An 18,326-nucleotide genomic window follows, 5' to 3' on the forward strand; every position below is an offset into this window, starting at 1 on the left:
TGATTGAAACAGAATTTGCCTGGCGGCAATAGCGCGGTGGTCCCACCTGACCCCATGCCGAACTCAGAAGTGAAACGCCGTAGCGCCGATGGTAGTGTGGGGTCTCCCCATGCGAGAGTAGGACACTGCCAGGCATCAAACAAAGTAAGAAGCCTCATGCGAAAGCATGAGGCTTTTTGCGTTTTTGGCCGTTAGGATCGTTTTATACGGGCGCACTGTAACAGTGCGTGACTTTCATCCTACTGTTTAATCCGTATCACAAAAATCACGACAATATTCTTCGCCTGCTACTCATTAAGTTGTTAATTTGTTGTAAACAACAAAGCAACAATAAACCTGCAGGGTGCCAAAACACTGGCTTGGAGAATAGATAATGACTGAAACAACCTCACCGCTCGGGGATGCCGCTACGTTAGAGGCACAAGATAAAAAAAAGCGAATCTTTGCCATTGTTGGCGCTTCATCGGGCAACCTGGTGGAGTGGTTTGATTTCTACGTTTATTCCTTCTGCTCGATCTATTTTGCCGCCGCTTTTTTTCCGGCAGGCAACAGTACCACCCAACTGCTGCAAACTGCCGGCATTTTCGCCGCCGGCTTCTTTATGCGGCCGATCGGCGGTTGGCTGTTTGGCTATATCGCCGATAAGCATGGCCGTAAAAACTCCATGCTGATCTCGGTCTGTATGATGTGCGCGGGATCGCTGGTGATCGCCTGTCTGCCCACCTACGCGTCGATCGGCAACTGGGCGCCAGTGCTGCTGCTGGTTGCGCGCCTGTTCCAGGGGCTGTCGGTCGGTGGTGAATACGGCACCAGCGCGACCTATATGAGTGAAGTGGCGGTGAAAGGCAAGCGCGGCTTTTACGCTTCTTTCCAGTATGTCACGCTGATCGGTGGCCAGCTGTTGGCATTGCTGGTTCTGGTGGTGCTGCAGCAGATCCTGTCTCATGCTGAGTTAGTGGCCTGGGGCTGGCGCATTCCGTTTGCGTTGGGGGCGGTACTGGCGGTTGTAGCGCTCTATTTGCGCCGCTCGTTGAACGAAACGTCTGACGCCTCAACCCGTAATCATCAGGATGCCGGTTCGCTGAGGGGGCTGTGGAAAAACCGCAAAGCATTCTTGATGGTGCTGGGTTTTACTGCGGCAGGCTCGCTGACGTTTTATACCTTTACCACCTATATGCAGAAATATCTGGTCAATACCGCCGGTATGGACGCCAGGCTGGCCAGCGGCATCATGACGGCGGCGCTGTTCGTCTTTATGCTGCTGCAGCCGGTAGCCGGAGCACTGTCGGATAAGATCGGCCGTCGTAACTCCATGCTGATCTTCTCCACGCTGGCGACGCTGTTAACGGTGCCGATTCTGTTTACTCTGAAAAGCGTCTCCAGTCCTTATGCCGCTTTTGGCTTGATTGTTGTGGCGTTGATTATCATCAGTTTTTATACCTCGATCAGCGGCCTGCTGAAGGCGGAAATGTTTCCGCCTGAGGTGCGGGCGCTGGGCGTGGGGCTGTCTTATGCCGTTGCCAATGCGATGTTCGGCGGCTCGGCGGAATACGTCGCCCTGTCGCTGAAGTCATTCGGCATCGAGAATGTCTTCTTCTGGTATGTGTCCGGCATGAGCCTGCTGGCGCTGCTGGTTTCGCTGAAGCTGCATCGCAAAGGGAAGGAGATTCAGCTGTAAGTCAGCGGGCGGCGTGGTACAGGCTATAGCCCGCCGCCGCCCCGGCAACATCCCAGGCAAAATCCTTCCAGCTCCAGCCGGTGCCGCCTTCGCGGCTGTCATACAGCTCTTTGGCGGCGCCGACGCTGATGGCGAACATCAGGCCGAAAGTGCGGCTGTGAGGCTCGCTCCAATTCTGATGGTCGCCGTAGGCGCTACCGGCGGCGGCCAGCGCCGCAGAGCCGATAAAATGCTGGGCTTTGTCTTTACCGGTCCAGCTGTCGTTGGCCAGATGGCTGCAGCCGCCGGTGAATAACAGTGGGATCAGCAGGCAGAGATGCAATACACGCATAATGAAAACGTCCTGTTGTCATGGCGTACAAAAACCCCGGCGCGTGCCGGGGTCTGGAGAATCAATTATAGCGGAATCAGAGTATACGGCTAATCAACCGGTCGATGCGGATGCGTCGTAATCGGCGGATCAGCTTGCGTACTTTTACCGGGTATTGCTGAATGCTTTCCAGTTCCTGGTAGTGGCCGACCACGGTGGTGTGGGTGCGGATACATTCCAGTTCCTGGGCGCGCTGTTCACGCATTTCCTGGTTAGGATCGTGGATCAGGATGGCGTTCTCCAAATCCAGCCGCCAGGCGCGCGGGTTGAGGTTATTGCCGGTGAGCAGCTGCCATTCATCATCGACCCACATGCCTTTCAGGTGGTAACTGTTGTCACCGTCCTTCCACAGGCGGACGATCAGCTGGCCGGTATCGACATAGCGTTGCAGGCGGGTAACGAAGCGGCGCAGGTTGATTTCATACAGGTACGGCAGCGCGCCGATGATTTTGAACGGTTGATCCTGCGGAATATAGAAATCGTTAGCCGTTTTGTCACCGACGATAATTTCCACCTGTTTGCCCTGGCGCAGCAGATAAATAATATTGCGCACCAGCAGCGCCGGCAGGTTGAAGTAGGGGGTGCACAGCGTCAGCTTTTGGTCGGTGCTGGCCATCAGGTGATGGATGGTCTTGTTCAGCACGCTTTGTTTGCCCAGCCCGACCAACGGCGTCACCGCCAGCTCGTCGTTGCCTGCGCTACCACTGTACTGGTAGCCGGCGTGGCGCAGGGCAAGACGAAACTGCCGCGTTTCGTTTTTGATTTCCGGGCTTTTGGGGCGATCGCAGCGGTCCAGGCGTTGCACGGCGCCGGCGGTCAGCAGATGCTGCCTGATATAGTCGACCATCGCGCTGGCCAACGAGCCGTTGCCAAGCAGCTGGTAACGATCGTAACGGTATTTATCGTGCTGATGCAGATAGACATCGTTGATGCTGGCGCCGCTGTAGATCACGGTATCGTCAACGATAAAGCCTTTGAGGTGCAGTACGCCCAGCGCTTCACGGGTATTCACCGGCACGCCGTACACCGGTACGCTAAGATCCGGGTGCTGCTGCGCCATGGCGCAGTACCAGTCGGCGTTGGTATTGGCTGCGGCGGCGCCGATACGGCCGCGCTGTGCGCGATGCCAGTCCACCAACACGCAAATTTCCAGCTCAGGGCGCTGCTGCTTTGCCTGATACAGCGCGTTGAGAATATCGCGGCCGGCGTCATCGTGCTCAAGATACAGGGCGACCAGATAGATGCGCTGAGTGGCGTTGGCAATGGCGTCAAGTAAGGCGGTGCGGTAATCCGACGGCGTGTACAGCGTACGAACATCAGCTACCGACTGGGGAATTTTTGGCAGTTGTGCAAGGTGTTGTTGATGTTTGCTACGTTTAAATTTTGACAACATCACAGTGCGCTTCTTCTCTCATGATTAGATGGCCGGAACGCCACATGCAGACAACATAAAATCGAACAAGTGGTCGATAATACCATTAGTTGCCCCGATTGTGCGTATGTTTTGGCATTAAATGGTGGATTTGTAACGCGTTGCGACATAGCTCACCCCGCTTTTCCGGACTTCAGCGGCAGCGTCAGATTGACGATACCGTCTTCCAGCTGTACGTCCACCATAAAACCCAGTTTCTCTGCCAATGTCACCATACCGCGGTTATTCGGCATGGTGATGCCGCTCAGACGCAGCAGACCGCGGCTGCGCGCATAGCCAATCATCTTTTCCAGCAGTTGACGACCCAGGCCTAATCCTTTCAGATCGGAACGTACCAGGACGGCGAACTCGGCGTCGGTATTGTCCGGGTCGGACAGTGCGCGCGTCACGCCGATAATCTGCTGATCCTCGGCGACCGCGACAAATGCCATTTCACGATCGTAGTCGATTTGCGTCATATTCGCTAAGTCATCATGACTAAACTCATTGATCTCGCTGAAATATCGGTAATAAAGGTCTTCTTTGGTCACGCGGTCGATAAAGTGCTTCAGCGCCGGCTCATCTTCCGGCAGGATCGGCCGGAACAGACAGTGAGCACCGTTCTTCAGCGTGATGGTCTCTTCCAGCTCCTGCGGGTAGGGGCGAATGGCCAGCCGCGCCTGCGGATCGCCGCTGAACGGCGCCAGCTGCATTGATACGTCCAGCAGCGTGAATTCGCTGCCGGTCGCCAGCACCGGATGAATATCCAGCCGGGCGATCTCCGGGCAGTCGAGGATCAGGTTGGAGACCTGCACCAGCAGCCGGCTAAGGCCGGGAATATCCAGCGGGCGCAGGGCACTGCGGCCGCGAATCTTGCCGCCTTTCACCGCCTGCAGCACCAGATAGCGCGCCAGCGCCATATTGAGCGGCGGCAGGGCGACGGCGGCCTGATGTTCCTGCCGCCACTCCACGCCGCCTTCGCCCAGCATAATCAGCGGGCCGAAGATCGGATCCTGCTCAACGGCGATCCGCAGTTCCTGCGCGCCGGCGCGGTTCGCCATGCTCTGCACCAGCAGGCCGTGGATGCGCGCCTGCGGATAGGTACGCTTGACGCGATCGAGAATCGCATCGGCGGCGCGCTGCACCTCGGTGGCGGTGCGTAGATAGAGCATCACCCCCTGAACCTCGGACTTATGCGGAATATCCGGCGAGCGCAGCTTCAGCGCCACCGGATAACCGATCTGCTCGGCGATATGCACCGCTTCGGCGCTGTCGCCAGCAATCCAGGTCGGCAGCGTGCTGAGGCCGTAGGCCTGCAGGATCGGCTGCACCTCATGGGTATCCAGTTGACTGGCGCCTTCGGCCAGCGCCTGATGAATCAGCTGATGAGCGGCGGCGGTATTGGCGGTCAGTCCGACCGGCAGGGCCGGCGTCTCCTTCAGCTGTTTCTGATTGCGGCGGTACTCCACCATATGCATAAAAGCGGTCACGGCGCCTTCCGGCGTACGGTAGGTGGGTATCCCGGCGTCGGTGAACAGCCTGCGGGCTTCCTGCGAGGAGTATTCGCCGCACCAGTTGGTCAGCAGCGTGATGCGCTTGCCGCGCGGGTGCTGGCGAATTGCCGCGACCAGTTTCTCCGCGGTTACGGTGCCGGGCGCGGCGGCGCTGGGGGCATGAATCAGCAGCAGCGCGTCGTAATCGTTGCTGTCCAGCAGCACCTGCAGCGCTGCCAGATAACGTTCCGGCGTGGCGTCATCATGCAGGTCGAGCGGGTTGTTCAGCGGGATAAAACCCGGCAGCGCCGCGCTGAGTTGCTGCTGCGTCTCTTCGCTCAGCATGGCCGGTTTGCCGTTGCGCGCCAGCAACTGGTCGAGCGCCATCGCCGCCGGCGCGGCGCCGTTGCTGATAATCATCAGACGCTCGCCGCGCAGAGGGTGCATATGGCTGAGGGTCTCCACCGCCGAGAACAGCTCGTGGGTATCCTGCACGCGCAGCAGGCCGGCGCGCTGGATGGCGGCATCATAGGCGGCGTCCAGCCCCTGCTGGCCGTTCAGCAGACGCTGGGCCTGCTGGCTGCGACCGCTTTTTACCACCAGAATCGGCTTATTGCGGGAGGCGCTGCGCGAGGCTGACAGGAAACGGCGCGCATCGTGAATATTTTCCAGATACAGCAGGATGGCGCTGGTTTTCGCGTCGCGCGCCAGAAAGTCCAGTAGATCATCGACGTCGATATCCTGGCTGTCGCCTAATGCGACAAAATAGGAAAAGCCGACCTCGCGCTGCTGCGCCCAGTCGAGAATGGTATTGGCGACGGCGGCGGATTGTGAAATAAACGCCAGCCGGCCCGGCAGTATCGGCACCGGTGAGAAACTGGCGTTGATGCCTTGCCACGGCGCCAGCAGGCCGAGACTATTCGGCCCCAGCAGGCGTATGGCGTAACGCTGGGCGCAGGCTTTCAGCTCGGCGAACTGCTCCGGCTGGGCGGAGAGAATAATCACGGCTTTGCAGCCGCGTTCGCCCAATGCGCCAAGCAGCGGCAGATTGCGTGAGTCGTGAGTGCAGATGATTGCCAGGTCGGGGGCGATCGGCAGGCTGGCGACGTCGGCATAGGCCATCACGCCGCATACCGCCTTATAGCGCGGCGTGACCGGCAGAATCGGGCCGTTGAAACCGCCGGTGAGCAGGTTGTGCATCATCAGATGGCCCGAACGTCCCGGCCGTTGCGACGCCCCCAGCACGGCGATAGATTTGGGACGTAATAGCGCTTCCAAGCCTCGCTGACTCATAACCTCACTCCTTTAACCGCAACGTTGTCGCCTGATTTTAGGCGCTTTATGGCGATGTTGCTGTGATCGACGCCGCTGGACGCGTAGGTTTACCGGCCAGATAGCGCTGGCGGAAATAGCTGAAGTGCTGGCTCAGGCCGAGCGCGGCAGCGTCGTCACCCGCCTGTTGCAGCAGCGCGGCGGCGACTTCGGCGGTGCAGTGCTGTTCGGCGCGGCTGGCTTCACGCAGCTGATAGTCGGACGCTGCGGCGACGTCCAGTGAAAATACCGGGAACTGATTCAGGTAGGGGCTTTTGCGGAACATTTTGCGCGCTTCCGACCAGGTACCGTCGAGCATGATAAACAGCGGCGGCTTGCCACTCGCCGGCAGTTGGCTGTAGACCGGCCGTCCGGCATCGGCGTAGGAGGCAGGGAATACCACGTACGGCTGACGGTGCGGATCGTTAATCGCCGCCAGCAGCGCCGGATCGACTTCGGTGCGCGACCAGAGAAATGCCTGGGTGTCCGGCAGAATATCGGCGATCAGCCGGCCGGTGTTGCTGGGCTTGAGCGGTTCGGCGCCGAACATGATCAGGCAGAAACGGCTGTCGGCGGACTGAGGAGTAATAGTGTCGCACAGGCAGTTTTTCTGCGGCAGCAGGCAGCCCTGGCAGCGCGCCACGCGGCAGCCGCGTGCCAGAAAAGGACGGGTGGCGCGATCCAGACGAAGCTGGCGCAGGCGAAGTACGGCGTTGTCGGTCATAGCGATCCTGGGCAGGCCGGCGCTTATTCCGGCGTAAAAACCGCTATTGTAACGCAGAAAACATCAGGGTGGGATGGGGGCCGCCGTCCGTCACGGACGGCGCGGCGGCGGGTTTTGCGTTACACTGATTCATCAAGCCAGTTGTCAAACGGCGCTTTGGGCATCGCGCCGCTGAGCATATCCACCATTTTCCCGTCGCGGAACAGCATGATGGTCGGGATGCTGCGAATCCGGAAGCGCGCGCTGAGTTCAGGTTCAGCTTCGGTGTTGACCTTGACGAAGCGCACCTTGCCGGCCCGTTCTTCGGCAACGTCTTCGAAAATCGGCGCAAAGTTGAGGCAGGGGCCGCACCACGGCGCCCAAAAGTCAACCACTACCGGCAGGTCATCCTGCAGTAATTTATCCAGGGTCTCTGCGGTGGCGTTAATCACCTCGCCATCGAATAATTCATGGCCGCAGCGGCCGCATTTGGCGCCGTCAGTCAGACGGTCTTGCGGGACGCGGTTGGTGGCGTTACAAGCGGAGCAAACTGTATTCATGGGAACCTCGGGTACGGGTAGCTGACATAGCGCGCAAGCGTGGCGGCTATGTTTCGTTAATGCTGTTTATTATCGGCAAAAGCGCGTTATCGAACAAAGAGGTTTGTTCAATGAATGTAATAGCCGGGATCTTATTCGTCCAAGTTGGTGGCTTAGCAGACCGACATCAGGTAATCTTCGCGCCTGCGCGTTGGTGGAGAAGACAATGAACGACTCATTTAGTGGCAAAAACGGCAAAGTTAAAGTGATGTACGTCCGCAATGACGAAGACGGCGGCGACGATCGTAACAACAAACGCCCGGCCGGCAAAGGCCGTCCGGCGGACAAGTCGCGCTCCGGTCGCGGCGCTCAGGATAATAAGGCGCGCGGCGGCGACCGCGGCGGGCGTCGTCCGGCACGTACGGAAGGACGCGGCGGCAATGATTCGCCGTGGAAAACCGTATCGCGCGGCCCGGATGCGGAGCCGGCGTTCGACCACGGCGGCATCAGCGGCAAAAGTTTTATCGATCCGGAACAGCTGCGCCGCCAGCGCGCGGAAGAAACGCGGGTGTATGGCGAGAATGCCTGTCAGGCGCTGTTCGCCAGCCGTCCTGACGCTATCGTGCGCGCCTGGTTCGTGCAGTCGGTGACGCCGCGTTTCCGCGAGGCGCTGCGCTGGATGGCGGCTAACCGTAAGGCTTACCACGTGGTGGATGATGAAGAGCTGGCAAAAGCGTCCGGCACCGAGCACCACGGCGGCGTCTGCTTCCTGATCAAAAAGCGCCAGGGACTGGATGCGACCACTTACCTGAAGACGGCGCCGGCCAGTGACTGCGTGCTGGCGCTGGAAGCGGTGGGCAACCCGCACAACCTGGGGGCGATCATGCGCTCCTGCGCCCACTTCGGCGTGAACGGCGTGCTGCTGCAGGATCCGGCGCTGCTGGAATCCGGCGCGGCGGTACGTACCGCAGAAGGCGGCGCGGAGCATATCAAGGCGATCAATGCCGACGACTTCCTGTCGGTGCTGGATAGCTTCCGCCAGGCGGGCTACACCATCGTGACCACCTCCAGCCATAAAGGCGTGGCGTTGGCGCAGGCCAAACTGCCGGCCAAAATGGTGCTGGTGCTGGGTCAGGAACGCGATGGCCTGAGCGACGGCGCCTGGCAGCAGGGGGACATGAACGTCTCCATCGGCGGCACCGGCAAGGTGGAGAGTCTGAACGTCTCGGTCGCGACCGGCATTCTGCTGGCGGACTGGTGGCGTCAGAATCAGGCGTAATGGCCAGATTGCGATAAAAGAAACGGGCGCCTGAGGCGCCCGTTTTTTATGGATGGATCAGTGGGCGCCGTCGCCGCCCCCGCCGCTGGAACTGAACGGTGGTTTGGCGAACCACACCAGCGCCAGCAGAATCAGGAACACCCCGGCCGACAGCCAGAAGATTTCGTTGGCCGAGATAATCAGCCCCTGAGCGGTAATCTGCTGGGCGATATACCCCGAAGCCTGCTGTTGGCTCATTCCCAACTGCTCAAGCTGGTGGTACATCTCCTGCGACTGCGGGTTGTAAGGGTTCACAAACTCCGTCAGCTGCGAATGGTGCAGCGATTCGCGCTGCGTCCACAGCGTGGTGGTGATCGAGGTGCCGATTGAACCGGCCAGAGTACGCACGAAGTTCGACAGGCTCGACGCCGCCGCCATACGCTCCGGCGGCAGGCCGGACAGGGTAATCGTCGTCAGCGGCATAAAGAAGCAGGCGATGGCGAAGCCCTGGACGAACTGCGGCCAGGCGGAGGCGCCGAAGTCCATACCCGGTTCAAAGGTATAGGCGCGCCAGTAGAAGCACACGGCATACATAATAAAGCTGAAGGTCACCAGCCGGCGCATATCCAGCCGGTGGCCGAATTTGCCGATGAGCGGCGACAGCAGCACCGGGATCAGGCCGACCGGCGCCGAGGCCAGCCCGGCCCAGGTCGCGGTGTAGCCGTACACCTCCTGCAACAGCTGCGGCAACAGGACGATGGCGCCGAAGTAGAGCATATAGGCCAGGCTGATGCACAGCACGCCGATGGTAAAGTTACGCGACTTGAACAGCGACAGATCCACCACCGGGTGATCGTCCGTCAGCTCCCAGACCACCAGGAACAGCAGCGCCACCACCGCCACCACCGTCAGGGTGATGATTTCGGTGGAGTTGAACCAGTCCAGCTCTTTCCCCTGATCCAGCATCACCTGCAGCGAACCGATGCCCACCACCAGCAAAATCAGCCCGATAGTGTCTATCGGTTTGATCTCGGTTTTGGTTTCACGGCCGCGCAGCGTCGCCAGGGCGGCGAAAATCACAAACGCCCCGATAGGGATGTTGATGAAGAAGATCCAGCCCCAGTGATAGTTGTCGCTGATATAGCCGCCGAGAATCGGGCCGAAAATCGGCGCGACGATCACCGTCATCGACCAGAGCGCCAGCGCCATGGCCCGCTTCGCCGGCGGATAGTTATTCAGCAACAGGCTTTGGGACAGCGGGATCAGCGGGCCGGCCACCAGCCCCTGGATCACGCGGAAGAAGATCAGCATGCCCAGACTGTTGGAGATACCACACAGCCAGGAAGCGATGGCGAACAGCGCGGTGGACCACAGGAACAGCCGCACTTCGCCGAAGCGCTTCGCCAGCCAGCCGGTAATCGGGATGGAGATGGCGTTCGCCACCCCGAACGAGGTGATAACCCAGGTGCCCTGCGAGTTGGATGACCCGAGGTTACCGGCGATGGTCGGTATCGCAACGTTGGCAATGGTGGAGTCCAGCACCTGCATAAAGGTCGCCATGGCGAGCGCGACCGTCATCCAGGCAAGCTGGGCCCCCTCAAGCGGTTTTTGTGCTGCCAAGGTAGCCTCCCGCTCGCTTAACCGGCGTTAGCATGAATAACATCGGCGATCATCTGGTTCACCGGCGCCAGCTGCAGCGTCAGCGCATCGCTCTGATAGCGCGGCTTGTCGTTGACCACGTTGGCCAGCATGCGGCCGTTGAGGTCGCTGGTATCGACGTTCACCAGCGTAGACAGGCCGATGCGCAGCGGATGATCGGCAATCTGCTTGGCGTCCAGCTCGATACGTACCGGCAGGCGCTGCACCACTTTAATCCAGTTGCCGGTGGCGTTCTGCGCCGGCAGCAGGGAGAAGGCGCTGCCGGTGCCCATATCGATACCGACCACTTTGCCGTGATACACCACGTCGTCGCCGTAGACATCGCTGACCACGGTGGCCGGCTGGCCGATGCGCATATTGGCGATCTGCGTTTCTTTAAAGTTGGCGTCAACCCACACGTGATCGGCCGGCACTACCGCCATCAGCGGCGAACCGGCGGCGATCTGCGCGCCGACCTGTACGCTGCGGCGTGAGACATAGCCGGTGATCGGGCTGATCACTTTGGTGCGCTGCAGCGCCAGCCAGGCGTCGCGCATCTGTGCGGCAGCCTGTTGCACGGCCGGCTGCTGTTCCAGCGGCGTATTCAGCACCATCGCCTGATTGGCGTTGTATTGCTGCACGGCCACTTCCAGCGCGGCTTTAGCGCTGGTGACGGCGTCGCGCGCGTGTTGCAGCTCTTCACGGCCGATGGCGTCGACGCTGCCCAGCACCACGCGACGCTTGAGGTCGTTCTCCGCCTTGCTCAGGTCAGATTTGCGCAGGGCGATATTGGCCTGATACTGCTTACTGTTGATAATCAGCTGGTGGGTCTGACGCACGCTGTTGGCCAGCCCGGTTTTCGCCCGTTCGAACGCCTGTTCGGCGTCGGTCGGGTCGAGAGTCAGCAGCACATCGCCCTGTTTGACGTAATCGGTATTATCGAAATTGATGCGCGTTACGCTGCCGCCGACCTGGGACATAATCTGCACCTGGTTGCCCGCCACGTAGGCATCGTCGGTTTCCTGATGATGACGCAGCACCAGGAACCAATACACTAAATAAGCCACCCCAATAACAATAAAAATCACCGTCAGCAGAAGCAGCCAAAATTTACGCTGTTTCTTTTTGCCTGTCGGTTGCTGCGGGGTTTGTGTCTCCGCATTTGTGCTCATGGTTTTCTCCACGTTTTTCCTTGCCGGTTCAGGCGACGACGCATGCCGGCCGCCGTGATACCGCTTTAATTATTTTGGATAGAGTTATTATGCTTTTTCGTCCGTGGCCGACGGGGCTTGATAGCCGCCGCCCAGCGCGCGGATCAGTCCTATCTTCGCCTGCATCATATTGCTGCTGGCGCTTAATTCCGTCAGTTGCTGCTGGATCAGCTGCGTCTGACTGGATAACAGATCGTCACGCCCGATAATCCCTGCCCGGTAACGTGCATTGGCGACCTGGTAAACTTGCTGCATAGACTGCGAGGCCGAGGAGGCCTGCTGCAACTGCTGGGCGGTACTTTGCTGAACCGTAATGGCGTCAGCGGTTTCCTGCAGCGCATTGAGGATAGTCTGGTTATAGGATTCTACCGCCTGATCGTAGAGGGCGGACTCTTCACCCAGCTTGCTGCGCAGCGCGCCGGCGTGGAAGATCGGCAGCGAAATCGCCGGGGCGATATTCCAAGCCTGGCTGGCGGCTTCGAACAGGTTCGGGCTGGTGCCGTTGACGTTGGTGGTGGTCAAACCGGCGAAGGCGGAAATCGACAGGCTCGGATAGAACTCTTTACGGGCCGCGGCGACGCGCTGGTTATAGGATTCCACCAGCTGACGCTGGGCCGCAATGTCCGGGCGTTTACCCAGCAGGTCGGCGGTCAGCTCGCCTTTCGGCGCCAGCAGCGAGTCGGCCGGCAGTTTCACCGGACGCAAATGCTGCATCGCATTCGGACCCTGGCCGCTTAGGGCTGCCAGCTGGTGTTTTAACTGCTCAATTTGCGACTGCAGCTGCAGAATTTGCTGCTTGGCCGCATCGGACTGCGCTTTGGTTTGTTGCGGTACGTCGACGCCGGTCATCCCGGCCTGATATTGCTGCTGGCGCAGCTGCGTCAGGCGGTCGTTGTTCGTCACTTCCTGCTGCAGCAGTTTTTCCTGCGCATAATAGTTCTGCAGCAGGTAATAGGCCGAAGCTACGGAGCTGGTCAGCGTCAGCGCCGCCTGTTCCTGCTCGGCGCGCGCGGCGTCAACCTGCGCTTTGGCGGCGTTGACCTGGTTGCGGTATTTGCCCCACCAGTCAAATTCGTAGGCCAGGTTCAGGCCGAGCGAATTGGAGCTGGAGTAAATTGGCTTGTTGGGATAACCGAGGCCGGAGTTGACGTTTTGCGGGGTACGCTGGCGGGTGGTGCCGGCGTTGAGATCCAGGTTCGGGCCGTTGGCGGCGCTGGCTTCACCCATCACGCTGCGTGCTTCGCGCACCCGTGCGGCAGCCTGCTTCAGCGACGGCGAGTTTTGCAGCGCCTGAGTCATCAGGCCATCGAGCTGCGGATCGTTGAGGGCGCGCCACCACTGCGGGCTGATGGCCAGCGAACTGACCTTCGGTTGCGCCAGCTGCAGGTTTTGCGGATCCATCAGGGTAGACTGCGGGGCTATATTATCGGTAGATGCACACCCGGCCAGCAGTAAAACGGCGAACAGCGGGGTGAGTCTCCAGTTAAATGGGGATCGCATAAATTTGGTTACCTGAACAGAAATGAATAATTAGGATAACTGTTCTGAGACTTCCATTTGATCCAGACGTGCCAGCAGTTTGCGCGTCAGCTGCTCCAGCTGGCGTTGCTCATCGTTATTGAGTGTGGACCAAAGGAAATGCAGACATTTGTGCTGCGGCGGCAGCAGTTGCGCCAGGAATTCGGTGCCTTTTGGCGTCAAATGCAGATGCAGACAGCGGCGGTCGTTGTCGCTTTCCTTACGTTCAATCCACCCGCGTTTTTCCAGCTCATCGGCGATGCGTGTCGCATTGGTGCGCGAAGAGCCGAGTGCGGAGCTGAGCTCCGAAGGCTGAATGCTGTGGTTTTCCTGTGCATCCAGCGTAATCAGCGCCATAAACAATGTCTCGTTTATCCCTTGGGCCTTCAGCATTTTATTGCGATTTTCCAGCAACTTGCTTTGCATATGCATGCACAGCCGCGTCAGCAGAATTTCCTGATAGGGGAAGTCTTTCTGACGTTTGGCGCGGAAATTCAACATATTTTCTATGGGGGTAAACGAGTTTTCCATTATTTAGGGGCCTCATTGATTACGTTCGGTATAGTAACGATAGTGATTAATAATGTAAATCTTCAGCTTGGTGAATAATTTAACAATTTGTGTCATTTATTTGCCGTGATTGCGCCATTAATCGCCACTTTGCGCATGGTTATGTGAGGGGGCGCACGTAATGGCTCTCGGCTCAACCAAAAACAATAAGAATTTTTAAAGTAACGCCGAACGCCAGCGCGCCGAACAGCGTAGCGTAAATAATGCTTTTCGTGCGGTAAAAGCATAGCGCCAGCGCGGCGAAACCGGTTAACGTCGGCAGCAGCCTGGCGTGATCGCGCATCACCTCCGGGGTACTGGAAACCACCAGCAGCGCGCAGATGGAGGCAATGCCGATGCTGTCGAGCAGCAGGGCGATTTTACCGCGCGGCATACCCGGCCGTTGACGCGCCGGGGCAAACCGCAAGGGCAGGTAACGGAACAGGTAATTCGCGCAGCCGACCACCAGACCGATAAGCAGTACATCAGCGTTCATCGACGTTCTCCGTTGCCGTTGGTTGTAACAGCGCCGCCAGGCAGCCTGCGCCTATACCGCTCAGGATTGCCGCCGGAATAGAGAAACACAGCAGCCCCAGCAGCGCGCCGGCCAGTGAAGCGGCGATAATCAGACTTTGCGGGCGGGTGAAGGCAGCCAGCAGAAAACTGAGAAACAGCGCGGGCAGCATAAAGGAGAGCGAGGCCTCGATAACCGGGAACTGCTCCAGCGGGCCGTTGCCAAACAGAGCGCCTAACGCCGTGCCCGCCACCCAGGCGAGCCATGAGCTGAGCGCGATGCCGAGCATCCAGTTCTCGCTCCAGCTGCGCCGGTCGCGGATCAGTTTGGCGCTGGCGGCGGCGAAGACCTCGTCGGTCAGGCCGAACGCCCACAGAGCAGTTTTACCTTTGGACAGGCGGGCGCTAATGCGGTGGCGCAGCGCCGGCCCGTAGAGAATATGGCGGATATCCATCGCCATCACCGTCAGCGCGGACACCCACAGCGACATCCCGGCGCTGAGCAGCGCAGTGATGACGAACTGGCTGGCGCCAGCGTAGATGATGCAGGAAAAAAACAGGCTTTCCAGCGGCGAGAAGCCGAGCTTGACGGCGCTGAGGCCAAAGGCGAACGCCACCGGTAGGTAGCCGATAACGATTGGCAGGCTGTCAATAATGCCATTGACGAAAGTAGAGCGTGCGGCGGAAGGCGTCAGGTTCTCAGAGGCTTGGCTTTGCATATTGTCGGCGGCACAGAATAGGAGACCAATAGTTTATCTCCAGAACATTACCAGAGAGTGAGTAATGTTTATACCCTGTGCCGCTAATAAATTTCACTGGTTATTGTTTTCTTGCTAATCAGATTTTGACCGCCACTGGGGGTCGTGCCGCTGGCCGCGCCACCAGATTAACAGGCTGATGATGCACAGCGTAATGCCGGCGGCGGCGACACCGTACCAGCCTGCATGTTGGTAGGCAGAGGCCGACAGCAGCGAGCCCAGCGCGCCGCCGATAAAGTAGCTGGTCATATAACCGGCGGTCAGACGGTTGCGCGCGTCGGGCATCACGCGGTAAATCACGCTCTGGTTGGTGACGTGTACCGCCTGCACTGCCAGGTCCAGAATGATGATGCCGATTAATAGTGCCCAGAGTGATTGTTTAGCTAAAGCGATGGGTATCCAGGATAACAGCAGCAGGATCAGCCCGGCGCTGGTGGTGAATCCGGCCCGGCCTTTATCCGTCTGCTGGCCGGCGTGGGAAGCAGCCAGCGCGCCGGCGGCGCCGACCAGGCCGAACAGACCGATAACGCCTTCAGAATAACCGAACGGCGGGGCGGCCAGCAGAAACGCCATCGAGGTCCACAGCACGCTGAAATTGGCGAAAGAGAGCGCGCCGAGCAGGGCGCGGGTGCGCAGCAGCGGCGTGGTGCCGAACAGTACGAAGATCGATTTCAGCAGCTGCGGGTAATTCAGCCCGCTGTGCTGCTTATAGCGCGGCAGCGCGCGCCACAGGATCAGCGCCATGACGATCATCAGCGCGCTGGCCACCCAGTAAATGGTGCGCCAGCCGCCGACGGAGGCCAGCGCCCCGGCGACGGTGCGCGCCAGCAGAATGCCGAGCAGCAGGCCGCTCATAATAATGCCGACGGTTTTGCCGCGTTTTTCCGGATGCGCCAGCGTCGCCGCCAGCGGCACCAGAATTTGCGCTACCACGGAAAACAGCCCGGTCAGTGCGGTGCCGAGGATCATCACCGCCAGCGTGCTGGAGGTGGCGGTGATCAACATGCCGCCGGCGGCCAGCAGCGTCATAAACACGATCAGGCCGCGCCGTTCGAACATATCGCCGAGCGGCACCAGAAACAGCAGGCCGACGGCATAGCCCAACTGGGCGGCGGTGACGATAAAGCCGGCCTGATTAACCGACAGGTTAAACTGCTGGGCAATGGTTTCCAGCAGCGGCTGGGCGTAATAGTTGCTGGCGACGGCCAGGCCGGTCGCCATGGCGATCAGCGCGGTCAGCGCCGGACTGAGTCCCGGGTGTTCTGTTGTTGTTTTCATCGGATTTCAGATAACTGGAAAAAGTGCGCAGAGTATCGGGCAGGAAAGCTGACAAATCCAATGTATAATTTTCATTTTATTTATCTCATTTCACGATAGATGCCATGAACCTGAAACAGATCCGCTATGCGCTGGCGGTGGCGGAGGAGCAGAGTTTTACCCGCGCCGCTCAGCGTTGCCATACCGTCCAGTCAGCCCTTAGCCACCAGATTGCCAAACTGGAGGAGGAACTGGGCTGCGTGCTGTTTGAACGCTCCTCGCGCCGGGTGTCGCTGACCTCGGCCGGGCGCGCGTTTATCCTGCCGGCACAGCGGCTGCTGTCGGCTCGTCAGACGCTGGTGGATGAAGTGGTGTCGGCCAGCGGCACGCTGTCCGGCACGCTGACCATTGGCACCATCTCAACGCTGAATGCGATAGATCTGACGGAAAAGCTGGCGGCCTTTCATCGCCATCATCCGGCGGTCAATATTCGCCTGTACGTGGGGATCAGCGAGCTGCTGCTGGAAAACGTTCGTCAGCAGCAGACCGACGTGGCGTTTGTCGGCATCTGGCCGGGGGACAAGGATATGCTGCCGGCCTCTCACCGTCTGCTGACCGATGAGCCGCTGGTGGCTCTGGTGTCGCCTCGCCATACGCTGGCCGGCTGTCGGCAGGTGACGCTGCCGGCACTGGCGGAAGTTCCGCTGGTGGATTTTTATAGCGGCACCGGCGCCCGGCGGCAGACCGACCGCGCCTTTCAGGCCGCCGGGGTCAGGCGGCACGTCAGCTTTGAAATCGACCATATTGAATGGCTGGAGAATCTGGTGCGCAGCGGGCTGGCGACCGGCATCGTGCCGGTTTCTACCGCCCTGCGTCTGAGCGGACTGGTGGCGGTGCCCATCAAGGATGGCCCGCGCAGACAGGTGTATTGCGCCTGGCATCAGCCGCTGTCCAGGGCGGCGGAGCGCTTTTTACAGTTTAGCGACCTAGGGCCGGCGGGAGAGTGAGAATCGGCCCTCCCGCAGAGAGAGGGCCGTAGAGGGAGGGATTACTTCTTCGCCGCGGCTTCTTCGGCGGTTTTCACCCAGCCGTCAAATGTTGCCTGATGGGCCTTGATCCAACCGTTAACGTGGTTTTCGATATCGGATTCAGACGCCTGGCCTTCATGCATACGCAGGTTTTGGGCGTTGATATCGGCGATAGGCAGTTTCATGGTGGCGAACAGCTTGGCGGCTGCCGGGTTCTTCTCTGCCCACTGTTTGTTGGCGGCAATACGCATGGTATTGACCGGGAAGCCATAGTTGGCGCCGTTAGGCAGCTTGGTGTCGACGTTCTTCTGCTCGCCCGGCAGGGAGGAGAACGGCACCTGCAGCCAGACCACATCGCGCCCCGGTACCAGTACGTCGCTCACCCAGTATGGCGTCCAGGTGTAGTACAGGATCGGTTTGCCTTCCTTGAAGCGGGTGATGGTGTCGGCGATCATTGCCGCGTAGTTGCCCTGATTGTGCGTGACGGTCTTTTCCAGCCCGTAGGCGTCCAGATGGTGGTTAATCACCGCTTCACAGCCCCAGCCCGGCGTACAGCCGGTCATATCGGCCTTACCGTCGCCGTTGGTGTCGAACAGCTTGGCGATTTTCGGATCTTTCAACTGCTCCACGTTGGTGATGTGATATTTGTCTGCGGTTTTCTTGTCGATCAGATAGCCCTGTGCGGCGCCGTTGACGTATACCCCTTCGCGGTAGAACTTGGCATCACCGCCGGCGGCCTTGTACTGGTCGGCGTGCAGCGGATCCCAGTTGACGGCGAGGAAGGTGGCGTCGCCGGAGGCGATTGAGGTATAGGCAACGTTGTAGTCGACTTCACGCGGTGGTTTAACGTCGTAGCCCAGTTTTTCCAGCGCCTTGCTGACCAGCAGGGTCTGAAAGGTCTCTTCCGAAATGGTGCTCTGCACCGGTTGTACCGAGATACCTTTTCCTGGCAAATCAGCAGCGGAAGCAACCTGTGAACCAATCAGTGTGGTAAGGGCGACAGCCCAGATTCCTGTAGTGCGCATAGTCTTTCCTCTGTGTTTGATGTTGTGGCGTTGTGACCCGCCGGAACGCTGCCGGCGGGAAAACCT

Annotated in this window: 16 protein-coding genes and 1 rRNA gene; 4 read left to right on the plus strand and 13 right to left on the minus strand. The window is 59.5% G+C overall.

Features of this window, described 5'->3' with window-relative positions; all coding sequences use genetic code 11:
* Positions 1–18: 18 nt before the first annotated feature.
* A 5S ribosomal RNA gene (rrf, locus tag HF675_RS05680) occupies positions 19–134 on the plus strand.
* Between the two features lie 239 nt (positions 135–373).
* On the plus strand, positions 374–1,678 hold the full coding sequence (locus tag HF675_RS05685; RefSeq protein WP_105232277.1) for an MFS family transporter: 1,305 nt from the start codon (positions 374–376) through the stop codon (positions 1,676–1,678).
* A gap of 1 nt (position 1,679) precedes the next feature.
* On the opposite strand, the gene HF675_RS05690 is transcribed toward HF675_RS05685, so the two are convergent.
* From HF675_RS05690 to trxC, 5 genes are all read right to left on the minus strand, one after another.
* A complete protein-coding gene (locus HF675_RS05690) occupies positions 1,680–2,009 on the minus strand; it encodes a YfiM family lipoprotein (RefSeq protein ID WP_187044225.1) in 330 nt (109 codons plus the stop codon).
* Between the two features lie 76 nt (positions 2,010–2,085).
* Complete coding sequence (gene pssA / locus HF675_RS05695; protein ID WP_172606261.1) at positions 2,086–3,441, minus strand: CDP-diacylglycerol--serine O-phosphatidyltransferase; 1,356 nt, start codon at positions 3,439–3,441, stop codon at positions 2,086–2,088.
* A 152-nt stretch (positions 3,442–3,593) separates the two neighbouring features.
* Positions 3,594–6,245, minus strand: coding sequence for a bifunctional acetate--CoA ligase family protein/GNAT family N-acetyltransferase (locus HF675_RS05700; protein ID WP_187044226.1), 2,652 nt, complete (start codon positions 6,243–6,245; stop codon positions 3,594–3,596).
* A 46-nt stretch (positions 6,246–6,291) separates the two neighbouring features.
* Positions 6,292–6,987 carry a tRNA-uridine aminocarboxypropyltransferase gene (locus HF675_RS05705; protein ID WP_187044227.1) on the minus strand — a complete coding sequence of 232 codons (696 nt, stop codon included), beginning with the start codon at positions 6,985–6,987 and terminating at the stop codon, positions 6,292–6,294.
* A 119-nt stretch (positions 6,988–7,106) separates the two neighbouring features.
* A complete protein-coding gene (gene trxC, locus HF675_RS05710) occupies positions 7,107–7,526 on the minus strand; it encodes a thioredoxin TrxC (RefSeq protein WP_111736575.1) in 420 nt (139 codons plus the stop codon).
* Between the two features lie 205 nt (positions 7,527–7,731).
* On the opposite strand from trxC, the gene HF675_RS05715 reads away from it, so the two are divergent.
* A complete protein-coding gene (locus HF675_RS05715; RefSeq protein WP_105232271.1) occupies positions 7,732–8,784 on the plus strand; it encodes a tRNA/rRNA methyltransferase in 1,053 nt (350 codons plus the stop codon).
* A 57-nt stretch (positions 8,785–8,841) separates the two neighbouring features.
* Here HF675_RS05715 and emrB read toward each other — a convergent pair whose 3' ends face one another.
* From emrB to HF675_RS05750, 7 genes are all read right to left on the minus strand, one after another.
* A complete protein-coding gene (emrB, locus tag HF675_RS05720; RefSeq protein ID WP_105232270.1) occupies positions 8,842–10,383 on the minus strand; it encodes a multidrug efflux MFS transporter permease subunit EmrB in 1,542 nt (513 codons plus the stop codon).
* A gap of 17 nt (positions 10,384–10,400) precedes the next feature.
* On the minus strand, positions 10,401–11,573 hold the full coding sequence (gene emrA, locus HF675_RS05725; protein ID WP_105232269.1) for a multidrug efflux MFS transporter periplasmic adaptor subunit EmrA: 1,173 nt from the start codon (positions 11,571–11,573) through the stop codon (positions 10,401–10,403).
* 87 nt (positions 11,574–11,660) lie between these two features.
* A complete protein-coding gene (locus tag HF675_RS05730; RefSeq protein ID WP_105232268.1) occupies positions 11,661–13,112 on the minus strand; it encodes an efflux transporter outer membrane subunit in 1,452 nt (483 codons plus the stop codon).
* Between the two features lie 30 nt (positions 13,113–13,142).
* Positions 13,143–13,661: a transcriptional repressor MprA gene (gene mprA, locus HF675_RS05735; RefSeq protein ID WP_111736577.1), complete on the minus strand. Its 519-nt coding sequence runs from the start codon at positions 13,659–13,661 to the stop codon at positions 13,143–13,145.
* Between the two features lie 172 nt (positions 13,662–13,833).
* Positions 13,834–14,175, minus strand: a complete 342-nt coding sequence (ygaH, locus tag HF675_RS05740) for an L-valine transporter subunit YgaH (protein ID WP_111736578.1) — start codon at positions 14,173–14,175, stop codon at positions 13,834–13,836.
* The gene (locus tag HF675_RS05745) at positions 14,165–14,911 is read right to left on the minus strand and encodes an AzlC family ABC transporter permease (protein ID WP_105232265.1); all 747 of its coding nucleotides are present in this window, start codon (positions 14,909–14,911) and stop codon (positions 14,165–14,167) included. Before HF675_RS05745 ends, ygaH begins: the two co-directional genes overlap by 11 nt.
* A 114-nt stretch (positions 14,912–15,025) precedes the next feature.
* Positions 15,026–16,228, minus strand: a complete 1,203-nt coding sequence (locus tag HF675_RS05750) for an MFS transporter (protein ID WP_105232264.1) — start codon at positions 16,226–16,228, stop codon at positions 15,026–15,028.
* Positions 16,229–16,332: 104 nt separating this feature from the next.
* On the opposite strand from HF675_RS05750, the gene HF675_RS05755 reads away from it, so the two are divergent.
* Complete coding sequence (locus tag HF675_RS05755) at positions 16,333–17,214, plus strand: LysR family transcriptional regulator (RefSeq protein ID WP_187044228.1); 882 nt, start codon at positions 16,333–16,335, stop codon at positions 17,212–17,214.
* A 41-nt stretch (positions 17,215–17,255) separates the two neighbouring features.
* Here the strand turns inward: HF675_RS05755 and proX are convergent, their stop codons facing one another.
* Entirely contained in the window at positions 17,256–18,260 is a 1,005-nt protein-coding gene (gene proX, locus HF675_RS05760; protein ID WP_105232262.1) for a glycine betaine/L-proline ABC transporter substrate-binding protein ProX, read from the minus strand.
* Between the last annotated feature and the right edge of the window lie 66 nt (positions 18,261–18,326).

It is taken from the genome of Serratia sp. JUb9, assembly GCF_014298095.1.
GTDB lineage: Bacteria > Pseudomonadota > Gammaproteobacteria > Enterobacterales > Enterobacteriaceae > Serratia_B > Serratia_B rhizosphaerae.